General features: G+C 70.9%; 26 protein-coding genes. 13 read left to right on the plus strand and 13 right to left on the minus strand.

All coding sequences use genetic code 11. From position 1 onward, the window contains the following. Nucleotides 1–154: 154 nt before the first annotated feature. On the minus strand, nt 155–1,288 hold the full coding sequence (locus IFT79_RS03235; protein ID WP_159827634.1) for an AI-2E family transporter: 1,134 nt from the start codon (nt 1,286–1,288) through the stop codon (nt 155–157). 194 nt (nt 1,289–1,482) lie between these two features. Here IFT79_RS03235 and IFT79_RS03240 point away from each other — a divergent pair, with 194 nt between their 5' ends. Next, nucleotides 1,483–2,034 (plus strand): metallophosphoesterase family protein, encoded by a 552-nt coding sequence (locus IFT79_RS03240; RefSeq protein WP_192122893.1) that lies wholly within the window; start codon nt 1,483–1,485, stop codon nt 2,032–2,034. Here the strand turns inward: IFT79_RS03240 and IFT79_RS03245 are convergent. Further along, nucleotides 2,031–2,993, minus strand: coding sequence for a DsbA family protein (locus IFT79_RS03245; RefSeq protein WP_159827640.1), 963 nt, complete (start codon nt 2,991–2,993; stop codon nt 2,031–2,033). The two genes, IFT79_RS03240 and IFT79_RS03245, sit on opposite strands and share 4 nt — an antisense overlap. Before the next feature lie 273 nt (nt 2,994–3,266). Between IFT79_RS03245 and IFT79_RS03250 the strand changes: the two genes are divergently transcribed. Continuing rightward, nucleotides 3,267–4,367, plus strand: a complete 1,101-nt coding sequence (locus IFT79_RS03250) for an ABC transporter ATP-binding protein (RefSeq protein ID WP_043597318.1) — start codon at nt 3,267–3,269, stop codon at nt 4,365–4,367. A gap of 143 nt (nt 4,368–4,510) precedes the next feature. Beyond that, complete coding sequence (locus IFT79_RS03255) at nt 4,511–5,812, plus strand: DUF4032 domain-containing protein (protein ID WP_056043184.1); 1,302 nt, start codon at nt 4,511–4,513, stop codon at nt 5,810–5,812. 74 nt (nt 5,813–5,886) lie between these two features. Here IFT79_RS03255 and rlmB read toward each other — a convergent pair whose 3' ends face one another. The 4 genes from rlmB to IFT79_RS03275 are packed head-to-tail and all read right to left on the minus strand — an operon-like array spanning nt 5,887 to nt 10,145. Beyond that, complete coding sequence (gene rlmB / locus IFT79_RS03260; protein ID WP_056043187.1) at nt 5,887–6,933, minus strand: 23S rRNA (guanosine(2251)-2'-O)-methyltransferase RlmB; 1,047 nt, start codon at nt 6,931–6,933, stop codon at nt 5,887–5,889. Then, on the minus strand, nt 6,930–8,348 hold the full coding sequence (cysS, locus tag IFT79_RS03265) for a cysteine--tRNA ligase (protein WP_192122894.1): 1,419 nt from the start codon (nt 8,346–8,348) through the stop codon (nt 6,930–6,932). The genes rlmB and cysS overlap by 4 nt, the downstream gene beginning before the upstream one ends. After that, on the minus strand, nt 8,345–9,673 hold the full coding sequence (gene ispD, locus IFT79_RS03270) for a 2-C-methyl-D-erythritol 4-phosphate cytidylyltransferase (RefSeq protein ID WP_192122895.1): 1,329 nt from the start codon (nt 9,671–9,673) through the stop codon (nt 8,345–8,347). Before ispD ends, cysS begins: the two co-directional genes overlap by 4 nt. After that, nucleotides 9,663–10,145 (minus strand): CarD family transcriptional regulator, encoded by a 483-nt coding sequence (locus IFT79_RS03275; protein WP_043597211.1) that lies wholly within the window; start codon nt 10,143–10,145, stop codon nt 9,663–9,665. The genes ispD and IFT79_RS03275 overlap by 11 nt, the downstream gene beginning before the upstream one ends. 166 nt (nt 10,146–10,311) lie before the next feature. Here IFT79_RS03275 and IFT79_RS03280 point away from each other — a divergent pair, with 166 nt between their 5' ends. Further along, nucleotides 10,312–10,878: a hypothetical protein gene (locus IFT79_RS03280; RefSeq protein WP_192122896.1), complete on the plus strand. Its 567-nt coding sequence runs from the start codon at nt 10,312–10,314 to the stop codon at nt 10,876–10,878. 129 nt (nt 10,879–11,007) lie between these two features. Here IFT79_RS03280 and IFT79_RS03285 read toward each other — a convergent pair whose 3' ends face one another. Further along, entirely contained in the window at nt 11,008–11,688 is a 681-nt protein-coding gene (locus tag IFT79_RS03285; protein ID WP_056043202.1) for a response regulator transcription factor, read from the minus strand. A gap of 13 nt (nt 11,689–11,701) precedes the next feature. Further along, nucleotides 11,702–12,895, minus strand: a complete 1,194-nt coding sequence (locus IFT79_RS03290; protein ID WP_056044479.1) for a sensor histidine kinase — start codon at nt 12,893–12,895, stop codon at nt 11,702–11,704. 238 nt (nt 12,896–13,133) lie between these two features. Here IFT79_RS03290 and phoU point away from each other — a divergent pair, with 238 nt between their 5' ends. Both phoU and IFT79_RS03300 read left to right on the plus strand, forming a co-directional pair. Further along, entirely contained in the window at nt 13,134–13,787 is a 654-nt protein-coding gene (gene phoU, locus IFT79_RS03295) for a phosphate signaling complex protein PhoU (protein WP_043597221.1), read from the plus strand. Between the two features lie 94 nt (nt 13,788–13,881). Continuing rightward, the gene (locus IFT79_RS03300) at nt 13,882–14,415 is read left to right on the plus strand and encodes an AAA family ATPase (protein ID WP_192122897.1); all 534 of its coding nucleotides are present in this window, start codon (nt 13,882–13,884) and stop codon (nt 14,413–14,415) included. A gap of 96 nt (nt 14,416–14,511) precedes the next feature. On the opposite strand, the gene IFT79_RS03305 is transcribed toward IFT79_RS03300, so the two are convergent. After that, nucleotides 14,512–15,255 carry a phosphoglyceromutase gene (locus tag IFT79_RS03305; RefSeq protein WP_192122898.1) on the minus strand — a complete coding sequence of 248 codons (744 nt, stop codon included), beginning with the start codon at nt 15,253–15,255 and terminating at the stop codon, nt 14,512–14,514. A gap of 41 nt (nt 15,256–15,296) precedes the next feature. Between IFT79_RS03305 and IFT79_RS03310 the strand changes: the two genes are divergently transcribed. Next, nucleotides 15,297–16,073, plus strand: coding sequence for a hypothetical protein (locus tag IFT79_RS03310; RefSeq protein ID WP_056043213.1), 777 nt, complete (start codon nt 15,297–15,299; stop codon nt 16,071–16,073). 69 nt (nt 16,074–16,142) lie between these two features. On the opposite strand, the gene IFT79_RS03315 is transcribed toward IFT79_RS03310, so the two are convergent. The 4 genes from IFT79_RS03315 to IFT79_RS03330 form a co-directional block, all read right to left on the minus strand. Further along, nucleotides 16,143–17,258 carry an FUSC family protein gene (locus IFT79_RS03315; RefSeq protein WP_162234585.1) on the minus strand — a complete coding sequence of 372 codons (1,116 nt, stop codon included), beginning with the start codon at nt 17,256–17,258 and terminating at the stop codon, nt 16,143–16,145. Nucleotides 17,259–17,291: 33 nt separating this feature from the next. Then, nucleotides 17,292–18,545, minus strand: a complete 1,254-nt coding sequence (ygfZ, locus tag IFT79_RS03320) for a CAF17-like 4Fe-4S cluster assembly/insertion protein YgfZ (protein WP_199859379.1) — start codon at nt 18,543–18,545, stop codon at nt 17,292–17,294. Next, a complete protein-coding gene (locus IFT79_RS03325; RefSeq protein ID WP_043597230.1) occupies nt 18,538–19,161 on the minus strand; it encodes an FABP family protein in 624 nt (207 codons plus the stop codon). The genes ygfZ and IFT79_RS03325 overlap by 8 nt, the downstream gene beginning before the upstream one ends. A gap of 202 nt (nt 19,162–19,363) precedes the next feature. Continuing rightward, a complete protein-coding gene (locus IFT79_RS03330; protein ID WP_192122899.1) occupies nt 19,364–19,654 on the minus strand; it encodes a hypothetical protein in 291 nt (96 codons plus the stop codon). A gap of 113 nt (nt 19,655–19,767) precedes the next feature. Here IFT79_RS03330 and IFT79_RS03335 point away from each other — a divergent pair, with 113 nt between their 5' ends. From IFT79_RS03335 to IFT79_RS03360, 6 genes are all read left to right on the plus strand, one after another. Then, nucleotides 19,768–20,448: a winged helix-turn-helix domain-containing protein gene (locus IFT79_RS03335; protein WP_056043227.1), complete on the plus strand. Its 681-nt coding sequence runs from the start codon at nt 19,768–19,770 to the stop codon at nt 20,446–20,448. A 13-nt stretch (nt 20,449–20,461) separates the two neighbouring features. Beyond that, entirely contained in the window at nt 20,462–21,292 is an 831-nt protein-coding gene (mshD, locus tag IFT79_RS03340; protein WP_159827662.1) for a mycothiol synthase, read from the plus strand. Between the two features lie 93 nt (nt 21,293–21,385). After that, nucleotides 21,386–22,723 (plus strand): hypothetical protein, encoded by a 1,338-nt coding sequence (locus tag IFT79_RS03345; protein ID WP_192122900.1) that lies wholly within the window; start codon nt 21,386–21,388, stop codon nt 22,721–22,723. A 142-nt stretch (nt 22,724–22,865) separates the two neighbouring features. Beyond that, the gene (locus IFT79_RS03350; protein ID WP_054146872.1) at nt 22,866–23,084 is read left to right on the plus strand and encodes a hypothetical protein; all 219 of its coding nucleotides are present in this window, start codon (nt 22,866–22,868) and stop codon (nt 23,082–23,084) included. Nucleotides 23,085–23,238: 154 nt separating this feature from the next. Beyond that, nucleotides 23,239–25,410, plus strand: coding sequence for an RNA degradosome polyphosphate kinase (locus IFT79_RS03355; protein WP_056043235.1), 2,172 nt, complete (start codon nt 23,239–23,241; stop codon nt 25,408–25,410). Next, nucleotides 25,407–26,348, plus strand: coding sequence for an NUDIX hydrolase (locus IFT79_RS03360; protein ID WP_056043236.1), 942 nt, complete (start codon nt 25,407–25,409; stop codon nt 26,346–26,348). Before IFT79_RS03355 ends, IFT79_RS03360 begins: the two co-directional genes overlap by 4 nt. Nucleotides 26,349–26,378 lie beyond the last annotated feature (30 nt).

The following is a 26,378-nucleotide window of genomic DNA, read 5'->3' on the forward strand; positions in this document are numbered from 1 at the left end:
TTTCGTTGACGATCCGCAACCATTTGAGTGCAGTTGCTGCACATTTCTCTCGAACGCCCGCGCGAGGTGGGCTCTCGACCGCGGACGCGCAGGAGGCGCGGTGCGAGTCGTCCTCGCACCGCGCCTCCTGCGGGTCCCGCCTCGCCCGTGAGCGCTAGCGGACCTCTTCGGGCCGCTTCTGGCGGAACATCTCGGCCGGTTGGTGGTCACCGTTCCAGACCTGGGTGATGCCCCAGACGACGGCCATGAGCGGCACGGCGATGACGGCCCCGACGACGCCGCCGAGGATCGTGCCGGCGGTCAGGGCGACGAGGATGACGAGGCCGTGGAGCTGCAACGTGCGGCCCATCAGCACCGGCTGCAGGAAGTTGCCCTCGAGCTGGTTCACGACGACCACGATGCCGACGACGATCAGCGCCTGGACGGGGCCGAGCGCGACGAGGGCGACGAGCGCCGCGAGGATGCCCGCGGCCGTGGCGCCCACGAGGGGGATGAACGCCGTCAGGAACACGATGACCGCGAGCGGCAGGGCCAGCGGCACGCCGACGATCCACAGGCCGACGCCGATCCCGATGGCGTCGACGGCGGCGACCGTCGCCGTGCCGCGCACGTAGCCGCCGAGGGTGGTGACCGTCTTGTCGCCGATGCGACGGGCGCGGGCGTAGTTCTCGCCCTTGAACGGGCGCAGCAGGAACTCCCAGATCGCCGGGCCGTCCTTGAGGAAGAAGAACAGCACGACGATCATCAGCACGAGGCCCGTCGCGAAGCTGCCCACGGCCGAGGCGCCGGCGAGTGCGCCCGAACCGAACTGCGAGCTCGTCACGAAATCGACGGCCGTGTTGCGGACGTCGTCGATCTGCTGGTCGCTGATCGAGAACGGAAGGGTCGTGACCCAGTCCTGCAGCTTGTTGAAGCCCGAGGTGGCCGAGTCGGCGAGCGAGCTGGCCTGACTCTCGACGGCCCAGACGATCAGCCAGGCGACGAGCCCGAGGATGATCAACACGGCGAAGAGGCAGATCAGGGTCGCGAGCACCGAGGGCACCTTGTGGCGCCGCAGGAACGCGACGACCGGCAGCATGGCCGAGGCGAAGATCAGCGCGAGCAGCACCGGCAGGGTGACGAGGCTCAGGCTGAGGAAGACGTAGATGACGCCGATCGCGACGACGAGCACCGCGATGATCTGCACGGCACGCGTCGCGAGCGTGCCGAACGCGTCGGCCCAGAGGGAGTGCCGGACGGCGGCGTCCTGTTTGGCCACCTCGGCTTCTTGGCTGCGGAAGAGTGCCACGGTGTCGTCCTCGTTTCTGGGGGTGCGGGGGTCGAGAGGGGCGCCGGGAAGGGAACGACCGGGCACGGCCGCGTGCCGGTGCGCCGACGGAGGCGTCGGGGGTGATCGGCCCGACTAGGACAGCCAACCCCGTCACGAGAATATCGGGCCGGATCGGTGCCCCCGCGACCCGACGCGCGCCTAGCGTGGGAGGCATGCCGACCTCCGTCCTCGTCGTGTCCGACACCCACGTGCCGCAGAAGGCCAAGGCCGTTCCGGGGGTCGTGTGGACCGCGGTCGAGAGGGCCGACGTCGTCGTGCACGCGGGCGACTGGACCGGCGAACCGCTGCTCGACGAGTTCGAGGCCCGCGCGCGCCTCCTGATCGGGGTCTGGGGCAACAACGACGGCGACGCGCTGCGCGCCCGCTTGCCCGAGGTGGCCCGCACGACGATCGAGGGCGTGCGCCTCGCCGTGGTGCACGAGACGGGAGCCAAGGAGGCGCGCGAACGACGAATGGACCGTGACTTCCCCGAGACGGACCTGCTGCTGTTCGGGCACAGCCACATCCCGTGGGACACGACGACCCCGGCGGGCCTGCGCCTGCTGAACCCGGGGTCGCCCACGGACCGCCGTCGCCAGCCGCACGCCACCTACCTCACGCTGACCCTCGACGCGGGCGAGGTGCGCGACGTGGTGCTGCACGAGCTGCCCGTGGCCGCCCGGGACCGCACGGGGGTGCTTCCGCACCCCCGCATGACGACCTAGCCGGCCGGCGTCTCGGCCGGGGCCGACTCGGCAGGAGCCGACTCGGTCGGGGTCGGCGACGGGCTGGCCGTGCCCGACTCGGTGTAGCTGTTGCCGGCCGCCGTCACGACGAAGCTGCGGAACTCCTGCACCGTGAACGGACGGCTGCCGTCGTACTTCTGCCCGTTGACGAGGACCGTCGGCGTGCCCGTGAGGGCGTCGAGATCGCTGTTCGGCAAGGGACCGTCGATGGCCCGCTGGGTCGCCGCCGTCACCCACGACCCGAACTCGTCGTCGTCGATGCACCTGGTGATGTCGCTCGCCTTCGTCACCCCGTCGACGCCGGTCGCGATGTCGGCGAGCTGCGAGTCGTCGAGACCGCGCGTGCCCTCTTCGGGTTGCTGCTCGAACATCGCGGTGTTGAAGTCGAAGAACGAGTTCGGCGAGTAGTTCGCCACGCAGGCCGCCGCGTTGGCCGCCCGGTTGCTGTACTTCGTGCCGAGGGACTGGTTCGTGAGGATGGCGACCGGGTGGTACTCGACCGTCGCCGCCCCCGACTCGACGAGGCCGCTGATGTAGTCGTTGTTCGCCTGCTCGAACTCGCCGCAGATGGGGCAGAGGTAGTCGAGGTAGACGACGATGTCGACCGTGTCGCTCGACGCCGTGGACGCCGACGCCGTGGGCTCGTCGTCGGGGCCGAGAGCCCCGGTCTGCACGGCCTCGAAGCCCTGGCCGATCTTGATGCCGTCGCTGGCCATGTTGGCGGGGCCGGGGCCGGCCGGGCGGATGCTGTTCGTGATCACCAGCACGACGCCGACGACGATCGCGATCACCACGAGGGCGAGACCGCCCTGCAGCGCCCACTTGCCCGCGCGCTGGCGCCGCTTCTGCTTCTGGCGCGCCAGCTGGGCCTTCTGGCGGGCCGCCGCGCGCCGCTGGTTCTTGGTCAACGACGAGTCGTCGGGATTCAGGTCAGTCATGGGGCTCCGGTGCGCGACGGCCTCGCATGGTCGCGTCGAGCGGGTGGTGGGGACGGTCGCCACGAGTCGTGGCCACGAAACATGGTACGAGGCGAGCCTGGCAGAAGTCCGCCAGGTGCGGGCGAGAGCGGGTGGAGAAGAGGCGCTCCCGTGGCGATCCGAGAGATTTTCATGGCATGCTGATCGGTGGTGGTCACCGCAGACCTCTGAGGTTGATCACCGTCCATTCACAACGGATCGTCCGGCACGTACCTGCCGGTGAAGGAGAAGATCATGGCGTCAGTCACGTTCAGCAAGGCAACTCGTCTCTACCCCGGCAGCACCCGCGCCGCGGTCGACGGCATCGACCTCGAGGTCGCCGACGGCGAGTTCCTCGTCCTCGTCGGCCCCTCCGGCTGCGGCAAGTCGACCACCCTGCGCATGCTCGCAGGCCTCGAAGAGGTCAACTCGGGTGACATCTACATCGGCGACCGCAACGTCACCGACGTCCCGCCGAAGGACCGCGACATCGCGATGGTCTTCCAGAACTACGCGCTCTACCCGCACATGACGGTCGCCGAGAACATGGGCTTCGCCCTGAAGATCGCCGGCGTCGGCAAAGAAGAGCGGGCCACCCGCGTCCTCGAGGCCGCCAAGCTGCTCGACCTCGAGCCCTACCTCTCGCGCAAGCCCAAGGCCCTCTCGGGTGGTCAGCGTCAGCGCGTCGCCATGGGCCGCGCCATCGTGCGTCAGCCCCAGGTGTTCCTCATGGACGAGCCGCTGTCGAACCTCGACGCCAAGCTGCGCGTGCAGACCCGCACCCAGATCGCGTCGCTGCAGCGCCGACTGGGCGTCACCACGGTCTACGTCACGCACGACCAGACCGAGGCGCTCACCATGGGCGACCGCATCGCCGTGCTGAAGGACGGCGTCCTGCAGCAGGTCGGCACGCCGCGCGACCTGTACGAGAAGCCGCAGAACGTCTTCGTCGCCGGCTTCATCGGCTCGCCCGCCATGAACCTGCTGCCCGCCGACGTCGTCGACGGTGGCATCCAGTTCGGCACAGCCGTCACCGCGGTCGACCGCGACACCGTCGGCCAGGCCAACGGCAAGAGCGTGACCGTGGGCGTGCGTCCCGAGGACGTCGTGGTCAACACGACCGGCGAGGGGCTCGCGGTCACCGTCGACGTCGTCGAAGAGCTCGGCGCCGACGGGTACCTCTACGGCCACACCGAGGTCGACGGCAACCGCGTCGACGTCGTCGTCCGCGTCGACGGTCGCAACCACCCCAAGCTGGGCGAGACGATCTACGTCACCCCGCAGGCGCACCACGTGCACGTCTTCGACACCGAGAGCGGCGAGCGCCTCGGCGACAAGGCCGTCGTCAGCGCGTAGCACCCCGTCGGGTCGGCCCGTCGAGTCCGCTCGGAGCACTCCTCCGATCGGCCCGGCGGGCCGTCCCGCGTTCCGGCCCCGCGCCTCCCGAACCACCCCCGCCGCCTCGCCTCAGGCGGCGCTCCCCCGCACGAGAGGCCCTCATGCCCGACTCCCTCAACATCACCTCGGCCACGGCCGACCCGGCGCTGCTCGACCTGCCCTGGGCCCTCCCGCTCGAGGAGTGGCCCGACGAGGCCATCGCGACCCTGCCCAAGGGCATCTCGCGCCACCTCGTCCGGTTCGCGCACCTCAGCGGCTTCGTCATCGCCATCAAGGAGACGTCGGGCGAGATGGCCCGCGGCGAGTACGAGATGCTGCGCACGCTGCAGCGCATGGACATCCCGTGCGTCGACCCGCTCGCGGTCATCACCAACCGCCAGGACGCCGACGGGTCGCCGCTGAACCCGGTGCTCGTCACACGGCACCTGAAGTTCTCGCTCCCCTACCGGGCGCTGTACTCGCAGACGCTGCGCCCCGACACGGCTCGTCGCCTCGTCGACGCGCTCGCCCTCCTGCTCGTCCGGCTGCACATCATCGGCTTCTACTGGGGCGACGTGTCGTTGTCGAACACGCTGTTCCGCCGGGACGCCGGTGCGTTCGCGGCGTACCTCGTCGACGCCGAGACGGGCAAGCTCTACCCGGGCGGCCTCTCGAACGGGCAGCGCGAGAACGACCTCGAGGTCGCCCGCGTCAACATCGCCGGCGAACTGCTCGACCTCGAGGCCGGGGGTCGCCTCGACGACAACCTGGACCCGGTCGACGTGAGCAACGGCATCGTCGCCGCGTACCGCAGCCTCTGGACCGAACTGACCGGGGCCGAGACCTTCGACAGCTCGGAGCGCTGGCGCATCAACGACCGCGTCGAACGCCTGAACGACCTCGGCTTCGACATCGAAGAACTGGCCATCAAGACGGCCGAGGGCGGCAGCCAGGTCAAGATCCAGCCCAAGGTCGTCGATGCCGGGCACCACTCGCGCCGCCTGCTCCGACTCACCGGCCTCGACGTCGAAGAGAACCAGGCCCGTCGACTGTTGAACGACCTCGACGCGTACCGCATGCGCACCGACCAGTCGGACTCTGACGAAGAGATGATCGCCCACGAGTGGGCCTCGCGCGTCTTCGAGCCCGTCGTGCGCTCGATCCCCCGCGACCTGCGCGGACGGCTCGAACCCGCCGAGGTCTTCCACCAGCTGCTCGAGCACCGCTGGTACCAGTCGCAGGCCGAGAACCGCGACGTGCCGATCGCCGAAGCCCTCACCTCGTACATCAACGACGTGCTGCGCCACCGTCGCGACGAGCAGATGGTGATCGAGCCCGCGACCGAGTCCCTCACGCTGCCCGAGGCCGCCCAGCTCGAGGCCGACGAGGCCGACGCGGACGAGGACTGGCGCAGCAAGGTCTGAGAACGCAGGAGGCGCGGGCCGGCGACCAGCCGACCCGAGCCTCCTCGAGGCCCCGCGTCTCGCGGGCGCCCTCGCTACTTCTTCTTGCGCTCGGCGCGGAGCTTCGAGATCTCGTACAACGTGACCGAGGCCGCTATGCCGGCGTTCAACGATTCGACGGCACCGGTGATCGGCACCGACACGATCGCGTCGCAGGTCTCGGCGACGATGCGCGACAGGCCCTTGCCCTCGCTGCCGACGACGACCACGATCGGGCGGTCGGCGAGCTCCAGCCCCGGCAGCATGACGTCGCCGTCACCGTCGAGGCCCACGACGAACACGCCCTGCTCTTTGAACGACTTGAGGGTCTGGGTCAGGTTCGACGCCATCGCGACGGGGATGCGCGCGGCCGCACCGGCCGAGGTCTTCCAGGCCGACGCCGTCAGGCCGACCGAACGACGCTGCGGGACGATGACGCCCTGCCCGCCGAACGCGGCCACCGAGCGGATGATCGCTCCGAGGTTGCGCGGGTCGGTGATGCCGTCGAGCGCGACGAAGAGCGGCTTCTGCTGGCGCTTGACCGCGGCCTCGAGCATGTCGACGGGGTGCGCGTACTCGTACGGCGGCACCTTGAGCGCGACGCCCTGGTGCACGGAGTCGTGCCCGGTGATGCGGTCGAGCTCAGGGCGCATGACCTCGAGGATCGGTAGGCCGCGGCGGGTGGCGAGCTGCAGGATCTCTTTCGTGCGCTCGTCCATCTCGATGCGGGCCGCGATGTAGAGCGTCGTGGCGGGGATGCGCGTCCGCAGGGCCTCGACGACGGAGTTGCGACCGGTCACCATCTCGTGGTCGTCGGCCGACTTGGGGCGACGACGGGGGGCGTCCGGTCCGCCTCGACCGGCGATCGGCGACCCGGCACGGGGACCGGCTCCGCCACGACCACGGGCCGCCTCGAGTCGCTCGCGCGCCGCCTTGGCCTTGCCCGCGGGGTGGTACGGGCGGTCCTCCGCCGCGGGGGTGGGCTTCTTGCCCTCGAGCGCCTGGCGCCCCTGGCCGCCGCTGCCGACCTGCTTGCCCTTGCTGCCCTGACGCACGGCACTGCTGCCGGGACGGCCCTTGCGTGCTCCGCTGGTGTTCTTCACTGTTCGAGGCTCCAATGCGACCCGCTGGGGGTGTCTTCGATGGTGATGCCGGCGCCCGTCAGGACGCCTCTGATCTCGTCGGCCCGCGAGAAGTCGCGATCGGCCCGGGCTTGCTGGCGTTCGGCCAAGAGTACGTCGACGAGCGTGCCGAGCGCGCGGTGCGCGTCGACCTCGTCACCGGCGCGCCACTCGGGCGCCGTCGGGTCGATGCCGAGCACGGCCACCATGGCGGCCACGTGCTGCCAGGAGCGCGCGGCGGTGTCGAGGTCGCCGTCGTCGAGGGCCACGTTGCCGGCGCGCACCGTGTCGTGCAGCACGGCCACGGCCTGGGGGACGTTGAGGTCGTCGTCCATCGCCTCGCCGAACTCGTCGGGCACGACGCGGGCACCGACCCCGGCGAAGCGCGTGTCGGCGAGGCGACGCTGAGCCCGTTCGAGGAACGTCTCGACGCGGTCGAGGGCTGCCTCGGCCTCGAGCAGCGCGCCCTCGTGGTAGTCGATGGTCGACCGGTAGTGCGCGGCGCTGAAGAAGTAGCGGACGACGACGGGCCGGGCCTGCGCCAGGAAGTCGGCGGCGAAGATCGAGTTGCCGAGGGACTTCGACATCTTCTGGCCCTCGACGGCGACGAGGCCGTTGTGCATCCAGTACGAGGCGAAGCCCATGCCGGCCGCGGTCGACTGCGCCAGCTCGTTCTCGTGGTGCGGGAACCGCAGGTCGAGCCCGCCGCCGTGGATGTCGAACGCCTCGCCGAGGTAGCGGGCCGACATCGCCGAGCACTCGATGTGCCAGCCCGGTCGCCCTTCACCCCAGGGCGAGGCCCACGAGGCGGAGACGGGCTCGTCGGCCTTGTGGCCCTTCCAGAGGGCGAAGTCGCGGGAGTCGCGCTTGCCCCGCGGGTCGGCGTCGGCGGCGGGTGCCATGTCGTCGATCGACTGGTTGGTCAGGGCACCGTACGTCGGCCAGGCGGCGGTGTCGAAGTAGACGTCGCCCGAGCCGTCCGGGGCGACGTAGGCGTGCCCCTTCTCGAGCAGCGTCGTGATGATCTGCTGCATCTCGCTGACGCTGGCGGTCGCCCGGGGCTCGTAGGTCGGCGGCAGGATGCCGAGCGCCTGGTAGCCGGCGGTGAACTCGAGTTCGTAGCGGTAGGCGCGCGCCCACCATTCTTCGGTCGTGTCGGCGGCCAGCGCGAGGATCTTGTCGTCGATGTCGGTGACGTTGCGCACGAGGGTGACGTCGAGGCCACGGTAGGTGAACCACCGACGCCAGAGGTCGTAGACCAGGGCCGAGCGCAGGTGCCCGATGTGGGGCGACGACTGGACGGTGGGTCCGCAGACGTACAGCCCGACCTGGCCGGGCACGAGCGGGACGAAGTCGACGAGCGTCTGCTGACGGGAGTCGTAGAGCCTGATGGTCACGTGATCAGCCTATTTGACGCGGCTTCGGTCGCGTCGCCCGGGGACGCCCCGTGGCCCGCGGACGACCCGTCGCGCGTGACGAGTGCCGTCGCGATCACAGCCACGCCCTCGCCCCGACCGGTGAAGCCGAGCCCGTCGGTCGTCGTGGCCGACACGCTCACCGGGGCGCCGACCACGCGCGTCAGCCCCGCCTGCATCTCGACGCGGCGGGAGGACAGCCGGGGCCGGTTGCCGACGACCTGGACGGCGACGTTGACCGGAGCGGCCCCCGCCGCCGCGAGCAGCTCGAGGGTCGCCGTGAGGAAGACGTCGCCGGACGCCCCGGCGAACCGGGGGTCGTCGGTGCCGAAACTCGACCCGATGTCGCCGAGGCCCGCGGCCGAGAGCAGGGCGTCGACGATCGCGTGGGCGACCGCGTCGCCGTCGCTGTGGCCCGCGAGGCCCGCCTCGCCCGGGAAGTGCAGCAGCCCGAGGTGCATCGGCTGGGCCGCGTCGAACGCGTGGACGTCGGTGCCGACCCCGGTCAGGAGGCGCGGGGCCGGTCCACCGCTCGCCTCGGGACCCGGCCGGGTCGCCTCGGTCTCGGCGACGATCGTCTCGGCCCGGCGCAGGTCCCACGGGGTGGTGATCTTGAAGGCCACGGGGTCGCCCGCCACGACGCGGACGCGGTGACCGGCGGCGGCGAAGAGCGCCGCGTCGTCGGTGTGCTCGACGGACGCCGTCGCGTAGGCGTGGTCGAGGGCGGCGCGCGGGAACCCCTGCGGCGTCTGCATGGCGACGAGTTCGCTGCGGTCGACGGTGTCGACGACGAAGGCGGCGTCAGCGTCGACGCGTTTGATCGTGTCGGTGACCGGCAGCCCCGGGACGACGCCGTCACCGCTCGCCTCGACGGTCGTCGCGACCAGGTCGAACTGGGCGGTGGGCGTGAACGGTCGGGCGCAGTCGTGGACGAGCACGGTCTCGACGTCGGGCCCCAGGGCCGTCAGGCCGGCGGCGACCGATTGCTGGCGGGTGGCACCGCCGACGACGACGGAGGCGTAGTCACGGGCCGGGCCGGCGAGGGCGTCGACGAGGGTGCGGGACTCGTCGACGAGCGCCTCGGGCACGACGACGACGACCTGCGTCGGCACGGCCGAGGCGAAGACGGCGTCGAGCGAGCGTTCGAGGATGCTGCGCCCGGCCACCTCGACGAAGGCCTTCGGCTTGCCGAGGGCGAGGCGCGTGCCGCTTCCGGCCGCAACGACGACGACCGCCCGACCGGCGGCGGACGGGGTGTGGACCCCGCCGTCGTCGACCGAGCGGTCGTCGGGAGTGCTAGGACGCAAGGACCTCGTCGAGGACGCTCGACGCCTTCTCTTCGTCGGTCTTCTCGGCGAGCGCGAGCTCGCTGATCAGGATCTGACGAGCCTTGGCGAGCATGCGCTTCTCGCCGGCCGAGAGGCCACGGTCCTGATCGCGACGCCAGAGGTCGCGGACGACCTCGGACACCTTGATGACGTCACCGCTGGCGAGCTTCTCGAGGTTCGCCTTGTAGCGGCGCGACCAGTTGGTCGGCTCTTCGGTGAAGGGGGCGCGGAGCACGTCGAAGACGCGGTCCAGCCCTTCTTTGCCGATGACGTCTCGCACGCCGACCAGGTCGACGTTGTCTGCGGGTACTTCGATGGTCAGATCACCCTGGGTGACGCGAAGCTTGAGGTACAGCTTCTCTTCGCCCTTGATGATCCGCTTCTTGACTTCTGAGATTGTCGCTGCCCCGTGGTGCGGGTATACAACGGTCTCGCCGACCTCGAACTGCATGAATCAGGCTCCATTCTGCGACACCCAGGATACCATAAGCCGTCGTTGGTAAGGCTGCCCTAAGGAACCGACCCCTGCGGGCGCGGATAAGCTGGACGACGTACGTTTGTCGTGACGCTGATCCTGGAGGACACCTGTGCGAGCCCCAACCCTGAAGTCGCGTGGCTTGACGACGCGGCTCGTCTCGGCCGCCGCCGTCGGTGCCGTGGTCGTCCTGACCGCCGCCGGCTGCAACTTCATCAGCCCCCAGGCCACCACCAAGCAGTACGACGCGAGCGACGGCACGAGCGTCAACGTGGGCGCCATCCAGGTGCGCAACGCGATCGCCCTCACCGCGAGCGAGGGCGACGGCGGCACCGCCAGCCTCAGCATGGTCGTGCTCAACACGAGCGACGAGGCCGCCGAGGTCTCGTTCGAGTACCCCACGACCGACGGCAAGAAGACCCAGACCGTCGACGTCGACGGCTCGTCGCAGGTCTCGCTGGGCACCGAGCCCGGTCAGGACCAGTTCCTCATGGAGTCCCTCGACTCCGACCCGGGTGCCCTCGTGACGATCTTCGTCCAGTACGGCAGCGAGACCGGCAAGTCGTTCGTCGTGCCCGTCCTCACGGGCGCGCTGGGCGAGTACGCCACCCTGCTGCCCTCGCCCACGCCGTCCGGCGAGGCCACGCCGTCGTCGACGCCGTTGCCCGAGGCGACCCAGCAAGCGCCCTCCTCGTCGCCGACGCCGTAGCGTCTCCCCCACGTCAGCCGAGAGGCCCGGCCCGCCGAGTGCGGTGCCGGGCCTCTCGCGTACTCCGTGCACCGCGCCTCCTCGGGGCCGTCGGCGCGGTGGGGACGGGCCGACGGCCCGCCCTCGGGATCAGGCCTCGATGCGGTAGCCGAGACCGCGCACCGTGACGAGCGCCTTCGGCTCGGACGGTACGGCCTCGATCTTCGAGCGGATGCGCTTGATGTGCACGTCGAGCGTCTTGGTGTCGCCGAAGTAGTCCGAACCCCAGACCCGGTCGATCAGCTGACCGCGGGTGAGCACGCGACCGGCGTTGCGCATGAGCAGTTCGAGAAGCTCGAACTCCTTGAGGGGCATGGCGACGTCGTCCCCGCGGACCGTCACCACGTGACGCTCGACGTCCATGCGGATGTCGCCTGCCTCGAGCATCGAGTCGGACAGGTCGTCGGGGTCGACGCGGCGGCGCAGCACGGCCCGGATGCGGGCGAGCAGCTCCCGGGTCGAGTACGGCTTCGTGACGTAGTCGTCGGCACCCAGCTCGAGGCCGACCACGATGTCCACCTCGCTGTCCTTGGCGGTGAGCATGACGATCGGCACCTGGGACCTCGTGCGGATCACGCGGCAGACCTCGGTGCCCGGGATGCCCGGGAGCATGAGGTCGAGCAGCACGAGGTCGGCACCGGTCTTGTCGAACGCCGCGACGGCGGCCGGTCCGTCCTCGGCCACGCTCACCTGGTAGCCCTCGCGCTGCAGGATGTAGGCGAGCGGCTCGCTGAGGGACTCTTCGTCCTCGACGATCAAGATGTGGGTCATCGGGTCTCCATGGTCATCGTGTCTCCTGGTGCTCGGGTGCCGAGGCGGCCGTGGTCGGGATCGATCGGGTGACGGGGTCGACGTCCGCCGCCGGCAGGCGCAGGGTGAAGGTCGACCCCTTGCCGACCTGCGACCAGACGCGCACGTCGCCGCCGTGGTTCTGCACCACGTGCTTCACGATGGCGAGTCCGAGTCCCGTGCCGCCGGTCCGTCTCGACCGGGCCGGATCGACCCGGTAGAACCGCTCGAACACCCGGTCGAGCTCGTCGTCGGGGATGCCGTAGCCCTGGTCCGTCACCGAGATCTCGACCACGCCGGCCTGGTCGAGGGTGGCGCCGATGCCGACCCGCGAACCGTCCGGCGAGTAGTTGATCGCGTTGGCGACCAGGTTGTCGACGGCCGTGACGAGCATCGCCTGGTCACCGATCACGTGCGCGTGCTTGCCACCCCGGACGACGAGGTCGATGCCCCTCGCCTCGGCACCCACGCGGTTGCGGTCGACGGCGGTGTCGACCACGTGGCGCACGTCGACCGACTCGCTGGTCTCGAGGGCGTCGGTCGCCTGCAGACGCGACAACTCGATGATGTCCTGCGTGAGGCGGCCGAGGCGGCCGGCCTCACGGGTCAGCCGAGCGGCGAAGTGGCGCACCTGCTCGGGGTCGGACGACGCGGACTCCAGCGCCTCGGCGAGCAGGCCGACGGCCCCGATCGGCGTCTTGAGCTCGTGGCTGATGTTCGCGACGAAGTCACGGCGCATGTCGTCGAGCCGACGACCCTCGGTGCGGTCCTCGGCGAGCACCAGCACGAATCGTCCACCGAGTGCGGCAGCCCGCACGTGCACGGCGATGGTGGCCTCGCTGCCGGGCAGGCGCGGGAGGGTGAGCTCTTCGACCACCGGGTCGCCGTGCCGACGCACCGCGTCCACGATCGTCTCGACCTCGGGGTGCACGAGGTGCTGTTGGGCCGAGACCAGGCCGAGCTGACGTGCCGCCGCCGAGGCCTTGAGCACGTTGCCCGACGGGTCGACCACGAGGCCCGCCGACTCGAGTGCGTCGAGCACGGCGTCGATGCCGTCGGGCAGGGCGACGTCGACGAGTGCCGCCGCACGCACGGCTCGTCGGTGGGCCGAGACGACGACCACCACGATCGCGGCGCCGACGACGACCCCGAAGGCCAGCGACAACGGCACCAGCCAGGCGGATTCCATGTCGTTCACAGTAGTGACCCCCCAGCGGGCGGATGAACGGGAGGTCGTCCCATCCGCTGTACTTTGGTCAGAGTTCAGGCGGTGATCACCGGTCGTTAACCTTCACCGGAGACCATCGTCGGGACTGTGCGGGCGACTCTGCCCCACGTCACGAGCCGACCGTGCGACCCGCACGTCGCTCACAGCCACCGTGCTCCCAGGGCCACCGAGCCCCCACGACGAGAGGGTCGAACACGACATGCGCGAGGTATTCCAGCAGGAACTCCTGGAGGTGCAGGAGCGTCTCGTCGAGATCGCCGGCCTCGTCGCCGTCTCGATCGCGAACGCGACCACGGCCTTCAACGAGTCGAACGTCTCGTTGGCCGAGCAGGTCATCGCCGACGACGACAAGATCGACGAGCGCGCCATCGCCCTCGACGAGCTGGCCATCGACATCCTGGCCCGCCAGAACCCGGTCGCCCGCGACCTGCGCATCGTGGTAAGCGCGCTGCGCATCAGCGCCTCGCTCGAGCGCATGGGCGACATGGCCGAGCACATCGCCCAGCTCGCCCGCTACCGGTTCCCCGAGAAGGTCGTGCCCAAGTCGCTGCGTCCGACGTTCAAAGAGCTCGGCGAGCTCGACGTCGCCATCGCGAACAAGCTCACCGAGCTGCTCACGACCGAGGACGTCCGCCTGGCGGAAGAGATCCGCAACGACGACGACCGCATCGACGAGCTGCACCTCAGCGTCTTCGACAAGGTGCTCGGCGAGACCTGGAAGGGCGCGGCCGTCGACACGGTCGACTCCACCCTCGCGTCGCGCTACCACGAGCGCTTCGCCGACCACGCCGTCTCGATCGCCAAGAAGGTCCAGTACCTCGCGACCGGCGACTGGGTCGCGCCCGAGGTCTGATCGACCCTCGGACCACAGGAGGCGCGGTGACCGTTCGACGGGCACCGCGCCTCCTGCGTCCGGTCGGGCCTGCGTCGTCCGCGAGGATGGGGGCATGGCTTCAGTCGCGATCCTCGTCAACGGTCTGCCCGGATCGGGCAAGACCACCCTCTCGGCCACGCTCGCCGGGGTGCTCGGGTGCCCGCTGCTCGCGAAGGACCCCGTCAAGGAGGCGCTGGTCGACCTGGCCGGGCCGATGATCGCCCCCGAGGCCCTCGGTGGCATCGCGATGGACACCGTCTGGGCGATGGCGGGCGAGGTCGAGGCGGGCGTCGTCGTCGACGCCTTCTGGCACCGGGAGCGCGACCTCGAGTTCGCCCGGGCCGGCGTCGAGCGTGCCGGGTCGCCCCGCACGGTCGAGGTGTGGTGCGACGTCGACCCCGACACCGCGCTGCAGCGCGTGGTCGACCGGCTCGCGGCCGGCGGTCGTCACCCGGCGCACGGCACGGTCGAATCGGCCCGGGCCTCGTGGCCGACGTGGGCCGCCGCGGCCGGGCCACTCGGCGACTGGCCCGTGATCCGCGTCGACACGAGCGCACCCGTCGACATGGACGACCTGGTCGTGCAGATCAGCGAGCGGTTCGTCTGACGACCGCCCCGAACCCTGTGGCGCCGGGGGTGCCGGACGCCGAAGCGCCCCACGCCCCCGAGAACGGGGCGCGGGGCGCGGGAACGTCGGGAGGCGCTACTTCTTGCCCTGGTTCGCGACCGCGGCGGCACCGGCGGCGGCGGCCTCGGGGTCGAGGTAGCGGGCCGGGCCGGTGGGCACGAAGTCGTCGTCGAGCTCGTAGACGAGCGGGATGCCCGTGGGGATGTTCAGCTCGGCGATCTCGTCGTCGCCGATGCCGTCGAGGTGCTTCACCAGCGCACGCAGCGAGTTGCCGTGTGCGACGACGAGGGTGACGTCACCGGCGGCCAGGCTCTCGGTGATGTCGCTGTTCCAGTAGGGCAGCATGCGCTCGATGACGAGGGCGAGCGACTCGGTGCGCGGGGCGTCGATGCCGAGTTCGGCGTAGCGCTTGTCGTGCGCCTGCGAGAACTCGCTCTCGTCGTCGAGCGGGGGCGGCGGCACGTCGAACGAGCGACGCCAGGTCTGGAACTGCTCGGGCCCGTACTGCTCGAGCGTCTGCGCCTTGTCCTTGCCCTGGAGCGCCCCGTAGTGGCGTTCGTTGAGTCGCCACGACCGCTTGACGTCGATCCAGAGGCGGTCGGCCTCGTCGAGGGCGATGTCGGCGGTCTGGATCGCCCGGGTCAGGCGCGACGTGTAGAGGATGTCGGGCAGCAGGTCGGCCTCGCGCAGCAGCTCGCCGGCACGCTTGGCCTCGGCGCGGCCCTGCTCGGTGAGCCGCACGTCGACCCATCCGGTGAAGAGGTTCTTCGCGTTCCATTCGCTGTTGCCGTGACGCAGGAGGATGAGGGTCGAAGTCATGCCGCCAGCGTATCGCGACGGCCCGATGGCAGACTTGGCTCATGCCCATCGGTTCCGTCACGCGAGGGACGACCGGCACCAACCGCCTGCGCCGCGTCGATCGCTGGATCGCCGCGCACCCGTCGTTCCGGCGGGCGGACGACCCGCTCGTCGTCGACCTGGGGTACGGGGCGAGCGCGACGACTCCTCTCGAACTGCACCAGCGCCTCCTGAAGGTGCGCGACGACGTCGAGGTCGTGGGCATCGAGATCGAGCCCGAGCGCGTCCGGCTGGCGAGCCTCTCGGCGCGGCCGGGCGTGAGCTTCCGGCGGGGCGGCTTCGAGGTGCCGCTCGACGGCGACCGGCGACCCGCGGTGATCCGGGCGTTCAACGTGCTCAGGCAGTACGACGAGTCCCAGGTCGCCGACGCCTGGGCGTTGATGACCGGCCGGCTGCAGCCCGGAGGCGTCCTCGTCGAGGGCACCTGCAACGAGGTGGGGCGAGTCGCGAGCTGGATCGACGTGACCCCCGAGGGGCCCACGACGTTCACGATCTCGCTGCGCCTGGCCGGGCTCGAGCTGCCCTCGATCGTGGCCGAACGGCTGCCCAAGGCCCTGATCCACCGCAACGTGCCGGGTGAGCGCGTGCACGACCTGCTCGTCGACCTCGACCGGCAGTGGGCGGTGGCGGCCCCGCTCTCGGTCTACGGGCCGGTCCAACGGTGGCTCGCGACGGTGCAGGGGCTCCGCGACATGGGTTGGCCGGTGCTCGGCGGGCGGTCCCGCTGGCGGCTCGGCGAGCTCTCGCTGCCCTGGGCCGCCGTGACGCCGCGCGACTGAGCCGGGTCGAGCCCGGTCGGGGGGTCGGGGCGAGCCGGGTCGGGTCGGGGCGGGGCGGGGCGGGTGTCCTCAGACGTGGGCGAGTCGGCCTCGGGCCTCGTCGTGGTCCAGGCCGGTGGCCATGAGCAGGTCGACGAGCAGCGGGCGCAGCATCAGCACGACCATCGCCTCGGTCACGGGTGCCCCGGGCAGCACGACCGTCGGATCGAGTCGACGGGCGACGGCCGACAGGGCCTCACGGGCGACGGGCCGCTGCTCGACGTCGTGCACCGACCGGCCCAGCACGGCGACCGCGCGCGAGGTCGACTCGAGGAGGTCGGCCAGGGCCGACCGGTCGACGCCGTCGCCGAGCTGCGTGTCGAGCCGTCGCGCCACCACGCGCAGGTTGCGCACGGCGAGGTCGACGTAGCGCCGGACCGTCGCCTGCTGCCGCAGGTCGGGCAACCGGGAGCGGAGGAACGGTGACAGCCGCGCGATCGACTCGGCGGACTCGAGGGTGGACGACCAGTCGTCGAGCACCGGCTGGGTCGACCGCAACCGCTCGAGGGCGTCGTCGGCCCGCGGGGCGTCGTCGGCGCGGAGGGCGCCGACGAGCGCCGCGAAGGCCCGGTCGAGCTCGTCGAACAGGCGCCGGGCGTCGTGGCGGGCCAGGCCGACCGGGTCGCGCGGCACGATCGCCGTGACGAGCAACGCCACCGCTCCCCCGACCGCGCCGTCGATGCTGCGGACGAACGCCCCTCCGTCGGGGTCGGGCAGCAGCATGACGAGCATCGACTGGGTCGCGGCGGCCGCCGCGAAGGCGCTGCTCGACGAGAAGAACCGGGCGACGAGGAGCGTCACGAACAGCACCAGGGCGATCTGCCACAGCCCCTTGCCCACCACCATGAGCAGAACCTCGCTGAGCGCGATGCCGATGAGCACGCCGACCGCGTTCTCGAGCACCCGACGCGGACGGGCGTCACGGGCCAGGCCGAGCGACGAGATCGTGACGGTCACGGCCAGCAGGGGGACCGCGTGCCCGAGTCCGTAGTGCGTGATGGCGTAGGCCCCCGCCACGGCGAGCACGATCTGGACGATCGCCGGACCGGACGCGATCGTCCGCGCCGTCGCGTCGCGCACGTCGAAGGACGAGGAGGCGCGGTGCCAGCCGCGTCGCAGCCCGCCGCCGCGCGTCGGCCCGGTCACGACCGGGCCCGGGTGCACCGCGTCACCAGGCCGTCAGCGGCGGACGGCGCCGAGGCGCGGCAACCGGGGAACGCCTGCGGCGGCACCAGCCGAGGCGGGCACGACGATCTCTTGCGCAGCGGCGATCATCAGGTCGTCGACGACGACGGCCAGCGGTGCGGCCTCGTCGGTGCCGCGCTTGACGAGCGCGAGGGCCACCGGGCCCAGCTCGTGGTGCAGGGCGACGCTCGTGACGTGCCCGACCGACTTGGGTGCGGTCGCCTCGGGATCGGACACCGCGCCTCCTGCGGTGGCGGCCGCGTCGGGGGCACCGCCGGCGACCGGGGCCAGCACGACCTCGGCACCGCGCGGGGGCAGCACGCCGTCGCTGCCGTCGAGGTGGAGCATGACGAGCCGACGCGGCGGGTGACCGATGTTGTGCACCTTGGCGACGGTCTCTTGCCCGCGGTAGCAACCCTTGGTGAGGTGGACGGCGCTGCGCATCCAGTCGAGCTCGTGCGGGATGGTCCGCTCGTCGACCTCGGTCGAGAGTCGGGGACGCCAGGCCTCGATGCGTAGGGCCTCGAGGGCGAGGGTGCCCGCGACGGCGAGCCGGTCGGCCGGCGACGCGGCGAGGGCGTCGAGGTCGGAGCGCCGGACGAGGCTCTCGCGGTAGGTCCAGTCGTGACCCGGGTGACGGTCGGAGTCGGCGTAGCTGTGACCGCCGGCCGCGACCTCGTGCCAGGGGTCGACCCAGACGAGCGCCGTGTCGTGTGACGTCAGGACCGGGACGAGCGGAGCGGAGCCGTCGGAGCCGTCGGGGTCGTCGGGGCCGTCGAGCAGGTCGTGCATCGAGCCGATCGTCGCGACGTCGGCCGTGCGGTCGGCGACCTCGACGCGCAGCATGAAGCGCATCCGGTCGAGCCAGGTGCCGAGCGGTTCGACCTCGGAGCGGTCGACGAGCAGCCAGGTGGTCTCGCCGTCGTCGAGGACGCGGGCGGCGTGCTCGAGGCGGCCGTTGGCGTCGAGCAGCAGGGTCTCGGTCGAGACGCCCGGCGCGAGACCGACCAGGGCCTGGCTCGTCAGCGAGTTGAGCCAGCTGAGCCGGTCCGGCCCCGTGACGGTCAGCACGCCACGATCGGAGAGGTCGACGATCGCCGCCCCCCGGGCGAGCAGCCGCTGTTCGCCGAGAGGATTGCCGTAGTGGGACGCCACGCCCGAGCCGTCGTCGACGAAGCCGTCACGGGATGAGAAGGGCGAGACCACGGGACCCGTGGTGTCGAGGGACGGGCCGCCGACGTCAGTCAACGCGCGCCAGCTGCCCGGATGCGTGCGAGCGCAGTTCTTGCCCGAGGGCCGCGATGTCCCATGCCCAGAAGAGCTTGCCCTCGACGAGGCCGTACATGCGGGTGGCCGCCGAGTACTCCTTCGCGTTGCTCGACCGGACGACGGCGTCGGTCGCGAGGTCGATCCGCGGCCCCTTGACCCGACCGAGGTAGAGCTCGTTCACGCCGGTCGGGTGGGCGATCTGCACCTCGAGGCCGAAGCCGTCGTCGGGCGTGCGGAGGATCTCGACCGCCCGGGCCGACGTGAAGGGCTGGACGCCGACGCCGGGCAGCATCCCCGGGCCGCGGTCACCCGGCTCGGCCGGACGTTCGAGCCGCCAGTAGCCCGTCTCGCTCGTCAGTGGCGTGTGCTCGTCGTCGAGCAGCCAGGTGAACGAGCTGTAGTTGAGGAACGGCAGGCCGTCGTGGCTGAAGCTGATGCGCTGCCCGAACTCGTGGGTGCGACGCTCGGTGCCCGGTTCGGAGTCGGGGTCGCCCTCGCCGATCTTGTAGTCGACGACGCCGGTGCCCTGCCAGACGCCGATCAACCACGAGAGGGGGACGAGCTCGGACGGCAGGTCGGTGGGGATGTCGATCATGGAGCGGTCAGCGCTGACCCTTGAACAACTTGAGCAGGACGACGACCGAGACGAAGCCGATGGCGAGGGTGGCGAGGCCGAGGAGCCCGATGTAGAACACCTCGAGTGCGAGCAGGGAATCCATGCCGTCGAGCCTACCCGGCGACCGCGGACGTGCCCAGCCCTTCGGGGCGACCGTTCAGACGAGCCGGAGGTCGGGCGTTCAGACGAGTGCGAAGACGCCCGTCAAGACGGCCAGGATCACCAGGCTGCCGCAGGTGCTGAGCATCGTGCGTGAGACCAGGCCGTCCTTCTGGCTCGTGGCGAGCTGCAGCACGAAGGTGAGGACGATGGCCCCGCCGAGGGCCAGGACGACGTGGTCCCAGTACTCGGAGGCGGGCGACCGCAGGCCGATCAGCACGGCCACGACGAGCGTGGCGGCCCAGACCGGGACGACCGTGATCGGCTTGAGCCGTGCCGTCGTCGCGTCGACGTCTCGTTCGCCTGTCTGCACCGTTCGTCCCTCGTTCGTGTCCGCCGTTCTGCCGACCTGCCCTAGCATCGGATGGTCGGAGTGGCGGTGTCTCATGTTTTAGACTGCTCGACAGTACATTCACTGGAGGTCGTGTGGCGCAGCTCTTGGTACTGACGTCTGCGGGCGGCCCCGAGGTCCTGCCGTCTCTCGCCCTGCTAAGCCACCGTACCCGGCAGATCCCGGCCGAACCCGCGCAACTGGTGAACGCCCCCTCGAGCGACCTGATCTTCGTCGACGCCCGCGTCGACCTCGCCAGCGCCAAGTCGCTCTGCAAGATCCTGCGGACCACGGGCGTCACGGTGCCGCTCGTCCTGGTGCTCACCGAGGGCGGGCTGACTGCCGTCAACAGCGAGTGGGGCGTCGACGACGTCATCCTCGAGACGGCCGGCCCCGCCGAGATCGACGCCCGCATCCGACTGGTCACCGGTCGTCTCGCGCAGTCGCAGAACGGCTCGAAGATCCACGCCTCCGGTGTCGTCATCGACGAGGCCAGCTACTCGGCGAAGGTGCACGGTCGCCCCCTCGACCTCACCTTCAAAGAGTTCGAGCTGCTGCGCTTCTTCGCCACGCATCCTTCCCGCGTCTTCACCCGTGAACAGCTGCTCAGCGAGGTCTGGGGCTACGACTACTTCGGCGGCACGCGCACGGTCGACGTGCACGTCCGACGACTCCGGGCCAAGCTCGGCGACCTCGAGTCGTTGATCGGCACGGTGCGCAACGTGGGCTACCGGTTCAACGTCTACGACGACGACGCCCAGGCGGTCGTCTCGTGAGCACGGTGTCGCGGTGACCGACGCCGCCGACGCGACCGGCGCCTCCTTCGTGCCCACGCTCGCCCGAGCGGCCACCACGGCCGACGGCAGCCCGCCGTTCTCCGACCAGACCCTGGTCGACGTCCGGTCGGGCGTCGCGACCGTCGTCGGCGACGCGCACGCCGCGGCGGTGCTGCGCGAGGGCGAGGCCGAGCTCGTCGTGCATCCCGACGACCGCCGACAGGGTCGCGGTGCCGAGTTGCTGCAACGACTCGTCGACGAGACCGAGGGCCCGCTGCTCTTCTGGGCACACGGTGACCACCCCGGCTCCCGCGTGCTCGCCGCGCGCTTCGGCCTCGCCGAGACCCGTCGCCTGCTGCAACAGCGTGCCGACGTCCCCGCCGAACCCCGTGCGCCCCGCCTCCGCGACGCCGACCGGGTCGCCTCGTTCCGGCCGGGAGTCGACGACGAGGCCTGGCTCGACCTCAACGCCCGCGCGTTCGCCGACCACCCCGAGCAAGGCTCGCTCGTCCAGGCGGACCTCGACGCCCGGCAGGCCGAGTCGTGGTTCGACGCCGACGACTTCCTCCTGCTCTGGCGCGGCGACGACCTGCTGGCCTTCTGCTGGCTGAAGCTCGACGAGGGCCAGCCCGGGGAGTTCTACGCGGTCGGCGTCTCGCCCGACCACCAGGGCGAACGACTCGGAGGCGCGGTGGTCGACGCCGGGTTCGCGCGCCTCGCCGAGCGCGGTGCCGGCACCGCGGCGCTGTACGTCGAAGGGGACAACACCGCCGCCCTCCGGCTCTATGCGGCCCGCGGGTTCACGGACCACGCCGTCGACGTGCAGTACACCCTCACCCGCTGAACCCCGCCCGGGCACGGCCCGTCCTCGGGGGGTGCGGGCCCCTCCGGTCCACCGATATGCTGCGGATCGGATGACAGCGATCGAGGGGGCATCATGACCGATCAGACCAGACCGGACGGCGACGACCAGGGGCACGACGAGCCGCAGCACGACGTGGCACCGGCCGGGGGGCACGAGCAGCCCGCCGCTTTCCCGTACCAGGGACTGCCGTACGGGCAGCAGCCCGAGGGGAACCCGCACCAGGCGACCGGCTACGGGGACCAGCTCTACGGCTCCTCGCCGCAGCCGGGCGACCAGGGACAGCCGCAGGGGGCGTACCAGCAGCCGTACGACGCCTCGGGCCAGCCGACCTCGCAGTTCGCGTACGCGCAGGCCCCGACTCCCCCGGCACCGAGGACGCCCGAAGAGGCCGCACGACGTCGACGACTGCTGATCGGCCTGATCGGTGGAGCAGCCCTGCTGCTCGTGCTGGTCGTGGCGGGTGCCGTGACGTTCGCCACGATGAGCGCCTCCCACCGGCCCGAGGCGACCGTCCGCGACTACCTCGGCGCAGTCCAGGCCGGCGAGGTCGAACGCGCACTCGCGCTCGACGGCACCGAGGTCGCCAAGGGCGACGTGCTGCTGACCGACGTGGCCTATGCCGCGGCCGGCGACCGGGTCGACGGGTTCCAGGTGGGTGCCGTCTCGACCGACGGGGACGACGCGCAGGTCGAGACCGTCGTGCACCGCGGCGACGGGTCGACCCACGCCCAGGAGTTCAGGCTCGTGCGCGACGGGCGCGATCTGCTCTTCTTCGACCGATGGGCGCTCCAGCCGGTCGACCTCGGCACGGTCTCGGTGCAGGTCGCCGGACCGGCATCGGCGGAGATCGCCGTCGACGGGGCCCCCGTGACCCGGGGGTCCGACGGATCGGTGAGCCTCAAGGCCTTCCCCGGCAGCTACGAGGTCGCCCTCGCCGCCGAGAACGAGTCGTACTCGGCGACCGCCGCCACGGCCGTGGTCGAAGGCGCCGACGCCATCGCCCAACCGACCCTGCTCACGACCGCACTCACGCCCGCCGGCACCGAGGCGGCGACCGCGGCCGTCGACGCCTGGGTGGCGGGCTGCATCGCCTCGACCGACCTGCGTCCCGAGGGCTGCAGCTTCGGCCTGTACGACACGGAGTCCGGTCGGTACACGCTGTCCGGCCAGAAGTGGACCCTCGAGTCCGCGCCGCAGTTCACCGTCGGCGACTGGCAGGACGGCGGGTGGACGGTGACCACCACGACTCCGGGCTCGGCCTCCTTCACCGCCCAGGGCGTCGACGCTGCGGGCAACAGCGGCGTCTACGGCTCGCTCGCCCCCGTGCCGGTGCGGGTGGGCGGTCTCATCAGCGACGTGACCGCCGACGGCGCCACGTTCACCTCGAGCGTCGCCACGCCACTCACCTGACCCGAGGGGTACAACCGGGGTACAGAAGCGGGGCGACGGCACCTACTCCTGTGGACCGAGCCGACCTGCCACCGCACTCCCAGCACCGGGGAGTGGATTGAGGCACCGCGCAAGGCACGCATCCCATCGTCAGGAGAACAGCATGAACCCCGTCAAGTTCCTTTCCGATCTCGGCCTCCAGAGCAAGCACGCCTACTGGGGCGGTTTCGCCTCGATCGTGATCGCCCTCGTGGCCTGGATCGCCTCGCAGGGCAAGGACTCGTCCGACAAGGCCCAGTCCGACCGTTGGGGCATCTTCATCGGCCACTGGGCGCCGACCTTCTTCGCCCTGGGCCTCGCCCTGAAGAACGAAGAGAAGTAGGCACGACACCACCAGTACGTCGACGCCCCCGCCCACCCGGCGGGGGCGTCGTCGTCCGCTCGACCGCTCCTCCCCCGCGCCCGGGTGTCCACACGTCATCTCGCGTTTACCCGGGACGACGCTGCGGGGCGGTCGGGGGTGGCACGATGGTGCGATGGACAGCAGCGAACCCCGCGTCGACGGCGCCGGCGTCACCCCCGACTTCCTCGACGACTTCGACGAGATCGTCAGCTTCGAGGACGGCACCCTGCCGGCCGAGCGCTACCTCGACCGCGAGCTGAGCTGGCTCGCGTTCAACCAGCGCGTGCTCGAGCTCGCAGAAGACCCGACCACGCCGCTGCTCGAACGGGCCAACTTCCTCGCGATCTTCGCGAGCAACCTCGACGAGTTCTTCATGGTGCGGGTCGCCGGCCTCAAGCGCCGCATCGCGACGGGCCTCGCCGTGCCGACCAACGTGGGGCGCGGGCCGAACGAGGTGCTGGCCGACATCAACCGGAAGGCCCACGAGCTGCAAGAGCGCCACGCCCGGGCGTTCCTCGACCTGGTCAAGCCCGACCTCGACGACGCGGGCATCCACATCGAGAACTGGTCCGACCTCGAAGAGGCCGACCGGGTCCGCATGCGCGAGATCTTCGCCGAGCAGATCTTCCCCGTCCTCATGCCCCTGGCGGTCGACCCGGCCCACCCCTTCCCCTACATCTCGGGGCTGTCCCTGAACCTGTCCATCCGCGTCCGCAACCCCAAGACGATGCGACAGGAGTTCGCGCGCCTCAAGGTGCCGCAGATGCTGCCGCGCTTCGTGCAGCTGCCCGACAACGACAGCGGGCGCGTGCGGTTCATCCCCCTCGAGGACTTGATCGCCAACCACCTGCAAGACCTCTTCCCCGGCATGGAGGTCGTCGAGCACCACGTGTTCCGCGTCACCCGCAACGAGGACGTCGAGGTCGACGAGGACGAGTCGGAGAACCTCATCCAGGCCCTCGAGCGCGAGTTGCTGCGCCGCCGGTTCGGTCCGCCGATCCGCCTCGAGATCACCGACGACATGGACCCGGTCACGCTCGAGCTGCTCGTGCGCGAACTCGACGTGACCGATCAAGAGGTCTACAAGCTGCCGGCCCCGCTCGACCTGGCCGGCCTGTTCGAGATCACCAAGATGCCGCGGGCCGACCTCAAGTACCCCAAGCACCTGCCGACCACCGCCGTGCAGCTGCAGCAGACCGAGCCGAACATGAAGCCCGACATGTTCGCGAGCATCGCCCGGCAGGACATCCTCGTGCACCACCCGTACGAGTCGTTCGCGACCAGCGTGCAGGCGTTCCTCGAACAGGCCGCGGCCGACCCCAACGTGCTGGCCATCAAGCAGACGCTCTACCGCACCAGCGGCGACAGCCCGATCATCGAGGCGCTCATCGACGCCGCCGAGGCGGGCAAGCAGGTCCTCGCGCTGGTCGAGGTCAAGGCGCGGTTCGACGAACAGAACAACATCACCTGGGCCCGCAAGCTCGAGAAGGCCGGCGTGCACGTCGTCTACGGCCTCGTCGGGCTCAAGACCCATTGCAAGCTCGCCCTGGTCATCCGCCAGGAGAAGGGCACGCTCAAGCACTACACGCACATCGGAACGGGCAACTACAACCCGAAGACCAGCCGCATCTACGAAGACATGGGGCTCTTCACCGCCGACGACCAGGTCGGGAAAGACCTGACGCGCCTGTTCAACGAACTGTCGGGCTACGCGATCGAGAAGAAGTTCAAGCGGCTGCTCGTGGCCCCCCGCTACCTCCGCCGAGGTCTGCTCAAGCAGATCCAGAACGAGATCGAGAACGCCCAGGCCGGCCGACCCGCGGGAATCCGCATCAAGATCAACTCCATCGTCGACGAGCAGATCATCGACGCCCTCTACAAGGCGAGCCAGGCGGGTGTGCCCGTCGACGTCTGGGTGCGCGGCATCTGCACCATCAAGCCGGGCGAGCCGGGCCTGAGCGAGAACATCCGGGTGCGGTCGATCCTCGGGCGGTACCTCGAGCACAGCCGTCTGTTCTGGTTCCTCAACGACGGCGACCCGCAGGTCTTCATCGGGAGCGCCGACATGATGCACCGCAACCTCGACCGTCGCGTCGAGGCCCTGGTGCGTCTGACGCAGGCCGACCACCTCGCCGAGGTCGCCGACCTGTTCGAGCAGGCGATGTCGGACGAGACCGCCTCGTGGTGGCTCGAGGCCGACGGCACCTGGACCCGCCACGCGCGTGACGCCGACGGCCGCTCGCTGACCGATCTGCAGAACGCCCAGATGAAGGCCATCACGCAGCGGAAGCGCTCCAAGCGATGACCATCACCTCGACGACGGTCGTCGCTGCGGGTGCCGTCTGCTGGCGCCTGGTCGACGGCAAGGTCCGGGTGCTGCTGATCCACCGCGACCACCACGGCGACGTCTCGCTGCCGAAGGGCAAGGTCGACCCGGGCGAGGCGACGCCGCAGACGGCCGTGCGCGAGATCCACGAAGAGACGGGCTACCGGGTGACGCTGGGCGCCCCGCTCGGCACGGCCGAGTACCTGCTGCCCGGCGGTCGCGACAAGGTGGTGCACTACTGGTCCGCCGAGGTGACCGACGAGTCCTTCGCCGCGGCCGGGACGTTCACGCCCAACCACGAGGTCGCGGCCATCGAGTGGGTCGGCATCGAGAAGGCGAAGGCCATGCTGACCTACGCCCGCGACGCCGACGTGCTGCAGCGCTTCGCCGACCGGGTGGCGACGGGCACGGCCCGCACCTTCCCGATCGTGGCCCTGCGCCACGCCAAGACGACCTCGCCGTCCGACTGGCACGGCTCGGACGCCACGCGCCCCCTGCTGCCCCAGGGCCGCCGCCAGGCGAGGTCGGTCGCCCCCGTCATCGCCGCCTGGGCCCCCACCCGCATCGTCAGCAGCACGGCGGCGCGGTGCCTGGCCACCCTCGAGCCCCTCTCCGAGCTGACCCGGGTCGGCGTCAAGCAGACCGACGCGATCAGCCAGGACGCCTTCGAGCAGGGCACGGACGACGTCGCCGGCGTCGTCAAGAAGCGCCTCAAGAAGAAGGCCGCGGCCGTCATCTGCAGCCACGGCCCGGTGCTGCCCGAGGTCATCCGACAGATCTCGTTGGGCACCAAGGGGGGCGACCGCATCGATCTGCGCCGTGCCTCGTCGCTCGGCACGGCCGAGTTCACGGTGCTGCACGTCTCGGTCGACGACACGGCGCTCGTGGCGATCGAGACGCACGGCCCGGCCGCCTGACCCGCGCCTCCTCGGCTCGCCGCGACGCCG

The sequence above is a fragment of the Frigoribacterium sp. CFBP 8759 genome (assembly GCF_014841655.1).
Classification (GTDB): Bacteria; Actinomycetota; Actinomycetes; order Actinomycetales; family Microbacteriaceae; genus Frigoribacterium.

Coding starts and splice junctions, on each gene's coding strand:
- IFT79_RS03290 (WP_056044479.1), bottom strand. CDS start 12,895: ATGGAATCCGCCTGGCTGGTGCCGTTGTCGCTGGCCTTCGGGGTCGTC.
- IFT79_RS03300 (WP_192122897.1), top strand. CDS start 13,882: ATGGCTTCAGTCGCGATCCTCGTCAACGGTCTGCCCGGATCGGGCAAG.
- IFT79_RS03310 (WP_056043213.1), top strand. CDS start 15,297: ATGCCCATCGGTTCCGTCACGCGAGGGACGACCGGCACCAACCGCCTG.
- IFT79_RS03345 (WP_192122900.1), top strand. CDS start 21,386: ATGACCGATCAGACCAGACCGGACGGCGACGACCAGGGGCACGACGAG.
- IFT79_RS03355 (WP_056043235.1), top strand. CDS start 23,239: ATGGACAGCAGCGAACCCCGCGTCGACGGCGCCGGCGTCACCCCCGAC.
- IFT79_RS03325 (WP_043597230.1), bottom strand. CDS start 19,161: ATGATCGACATCCCCACCGACCTGCCGTCCGAGCTCGTCCCCCTCTCG.
- IFT79_RS03240 (WP_192122893.1), top strand. CDS start 1,483: ATGCCGACCTCCGTCCTCGTCGTGTCCGACACCCACGTGCCGCAGAAG.
- IFT79_RS03350 (WP_054146872.1), top strand. CDS start 22,866: ATGAACCCCGTCAAGTTCCTTTCCGATCTCGGCCTCCAGAGCAAGCAC.
- phoU (WP_043597221.1), top strand. CDS start 13,134: ATGCGCGAGGTATTCCAGCAGGAACTCCTGGAGGTGCAGGAGCGTCTC.
- IFT79_RS03245 (WP_159827640.1), bottom strand. CDS start 2,993: ATGACTGACCTGAATCCCGACGACTCGTCGTTGACCAAGAACCAGCGG.
- IFT79_RS03360 (WP_056043236.1), top strand. CDS start 25,407: ATGACCATCACCTCGACGACGGTCGTCGCTGCGGGTGCCGTCTGCTGG.
- IFT79_RS03275 (WP_043597211.1), bottom strand. CDS start 10,145: ATGCAGTTCGAGGTCGGCGAGACCGTTGTATACCCGCACCACGGGGCA.
- IFT79_RS03255 (WP_056043184.1), top strand. CDS start 4,511: ATGCCCGACTCCCTCAACATCACCTCGGCCACGGCCGACCCGGCGCTG.
- IFT79_RS03250 (WP_043597318.1), top strand. CDS start 3,267: ATGGCGTCAGTCACGTTCAGCAAGGCAACTCGTCTCTACCCCGGCAGC.
- IFT79_RS03285 (WP_056043202.1), bottom strand. CDS start 11,688: ATGACCCACATCTTGATCGTCGAGGACGAAGAGTCCCTCAGCGAGCCG.
- IFT79_RS03305 (WP_192122898.1), bottom strand. CDS start 15,255: ATGACTTCGACCCTCATCCTCCTGCGTCACGGCAACAGCGAATGGAAC.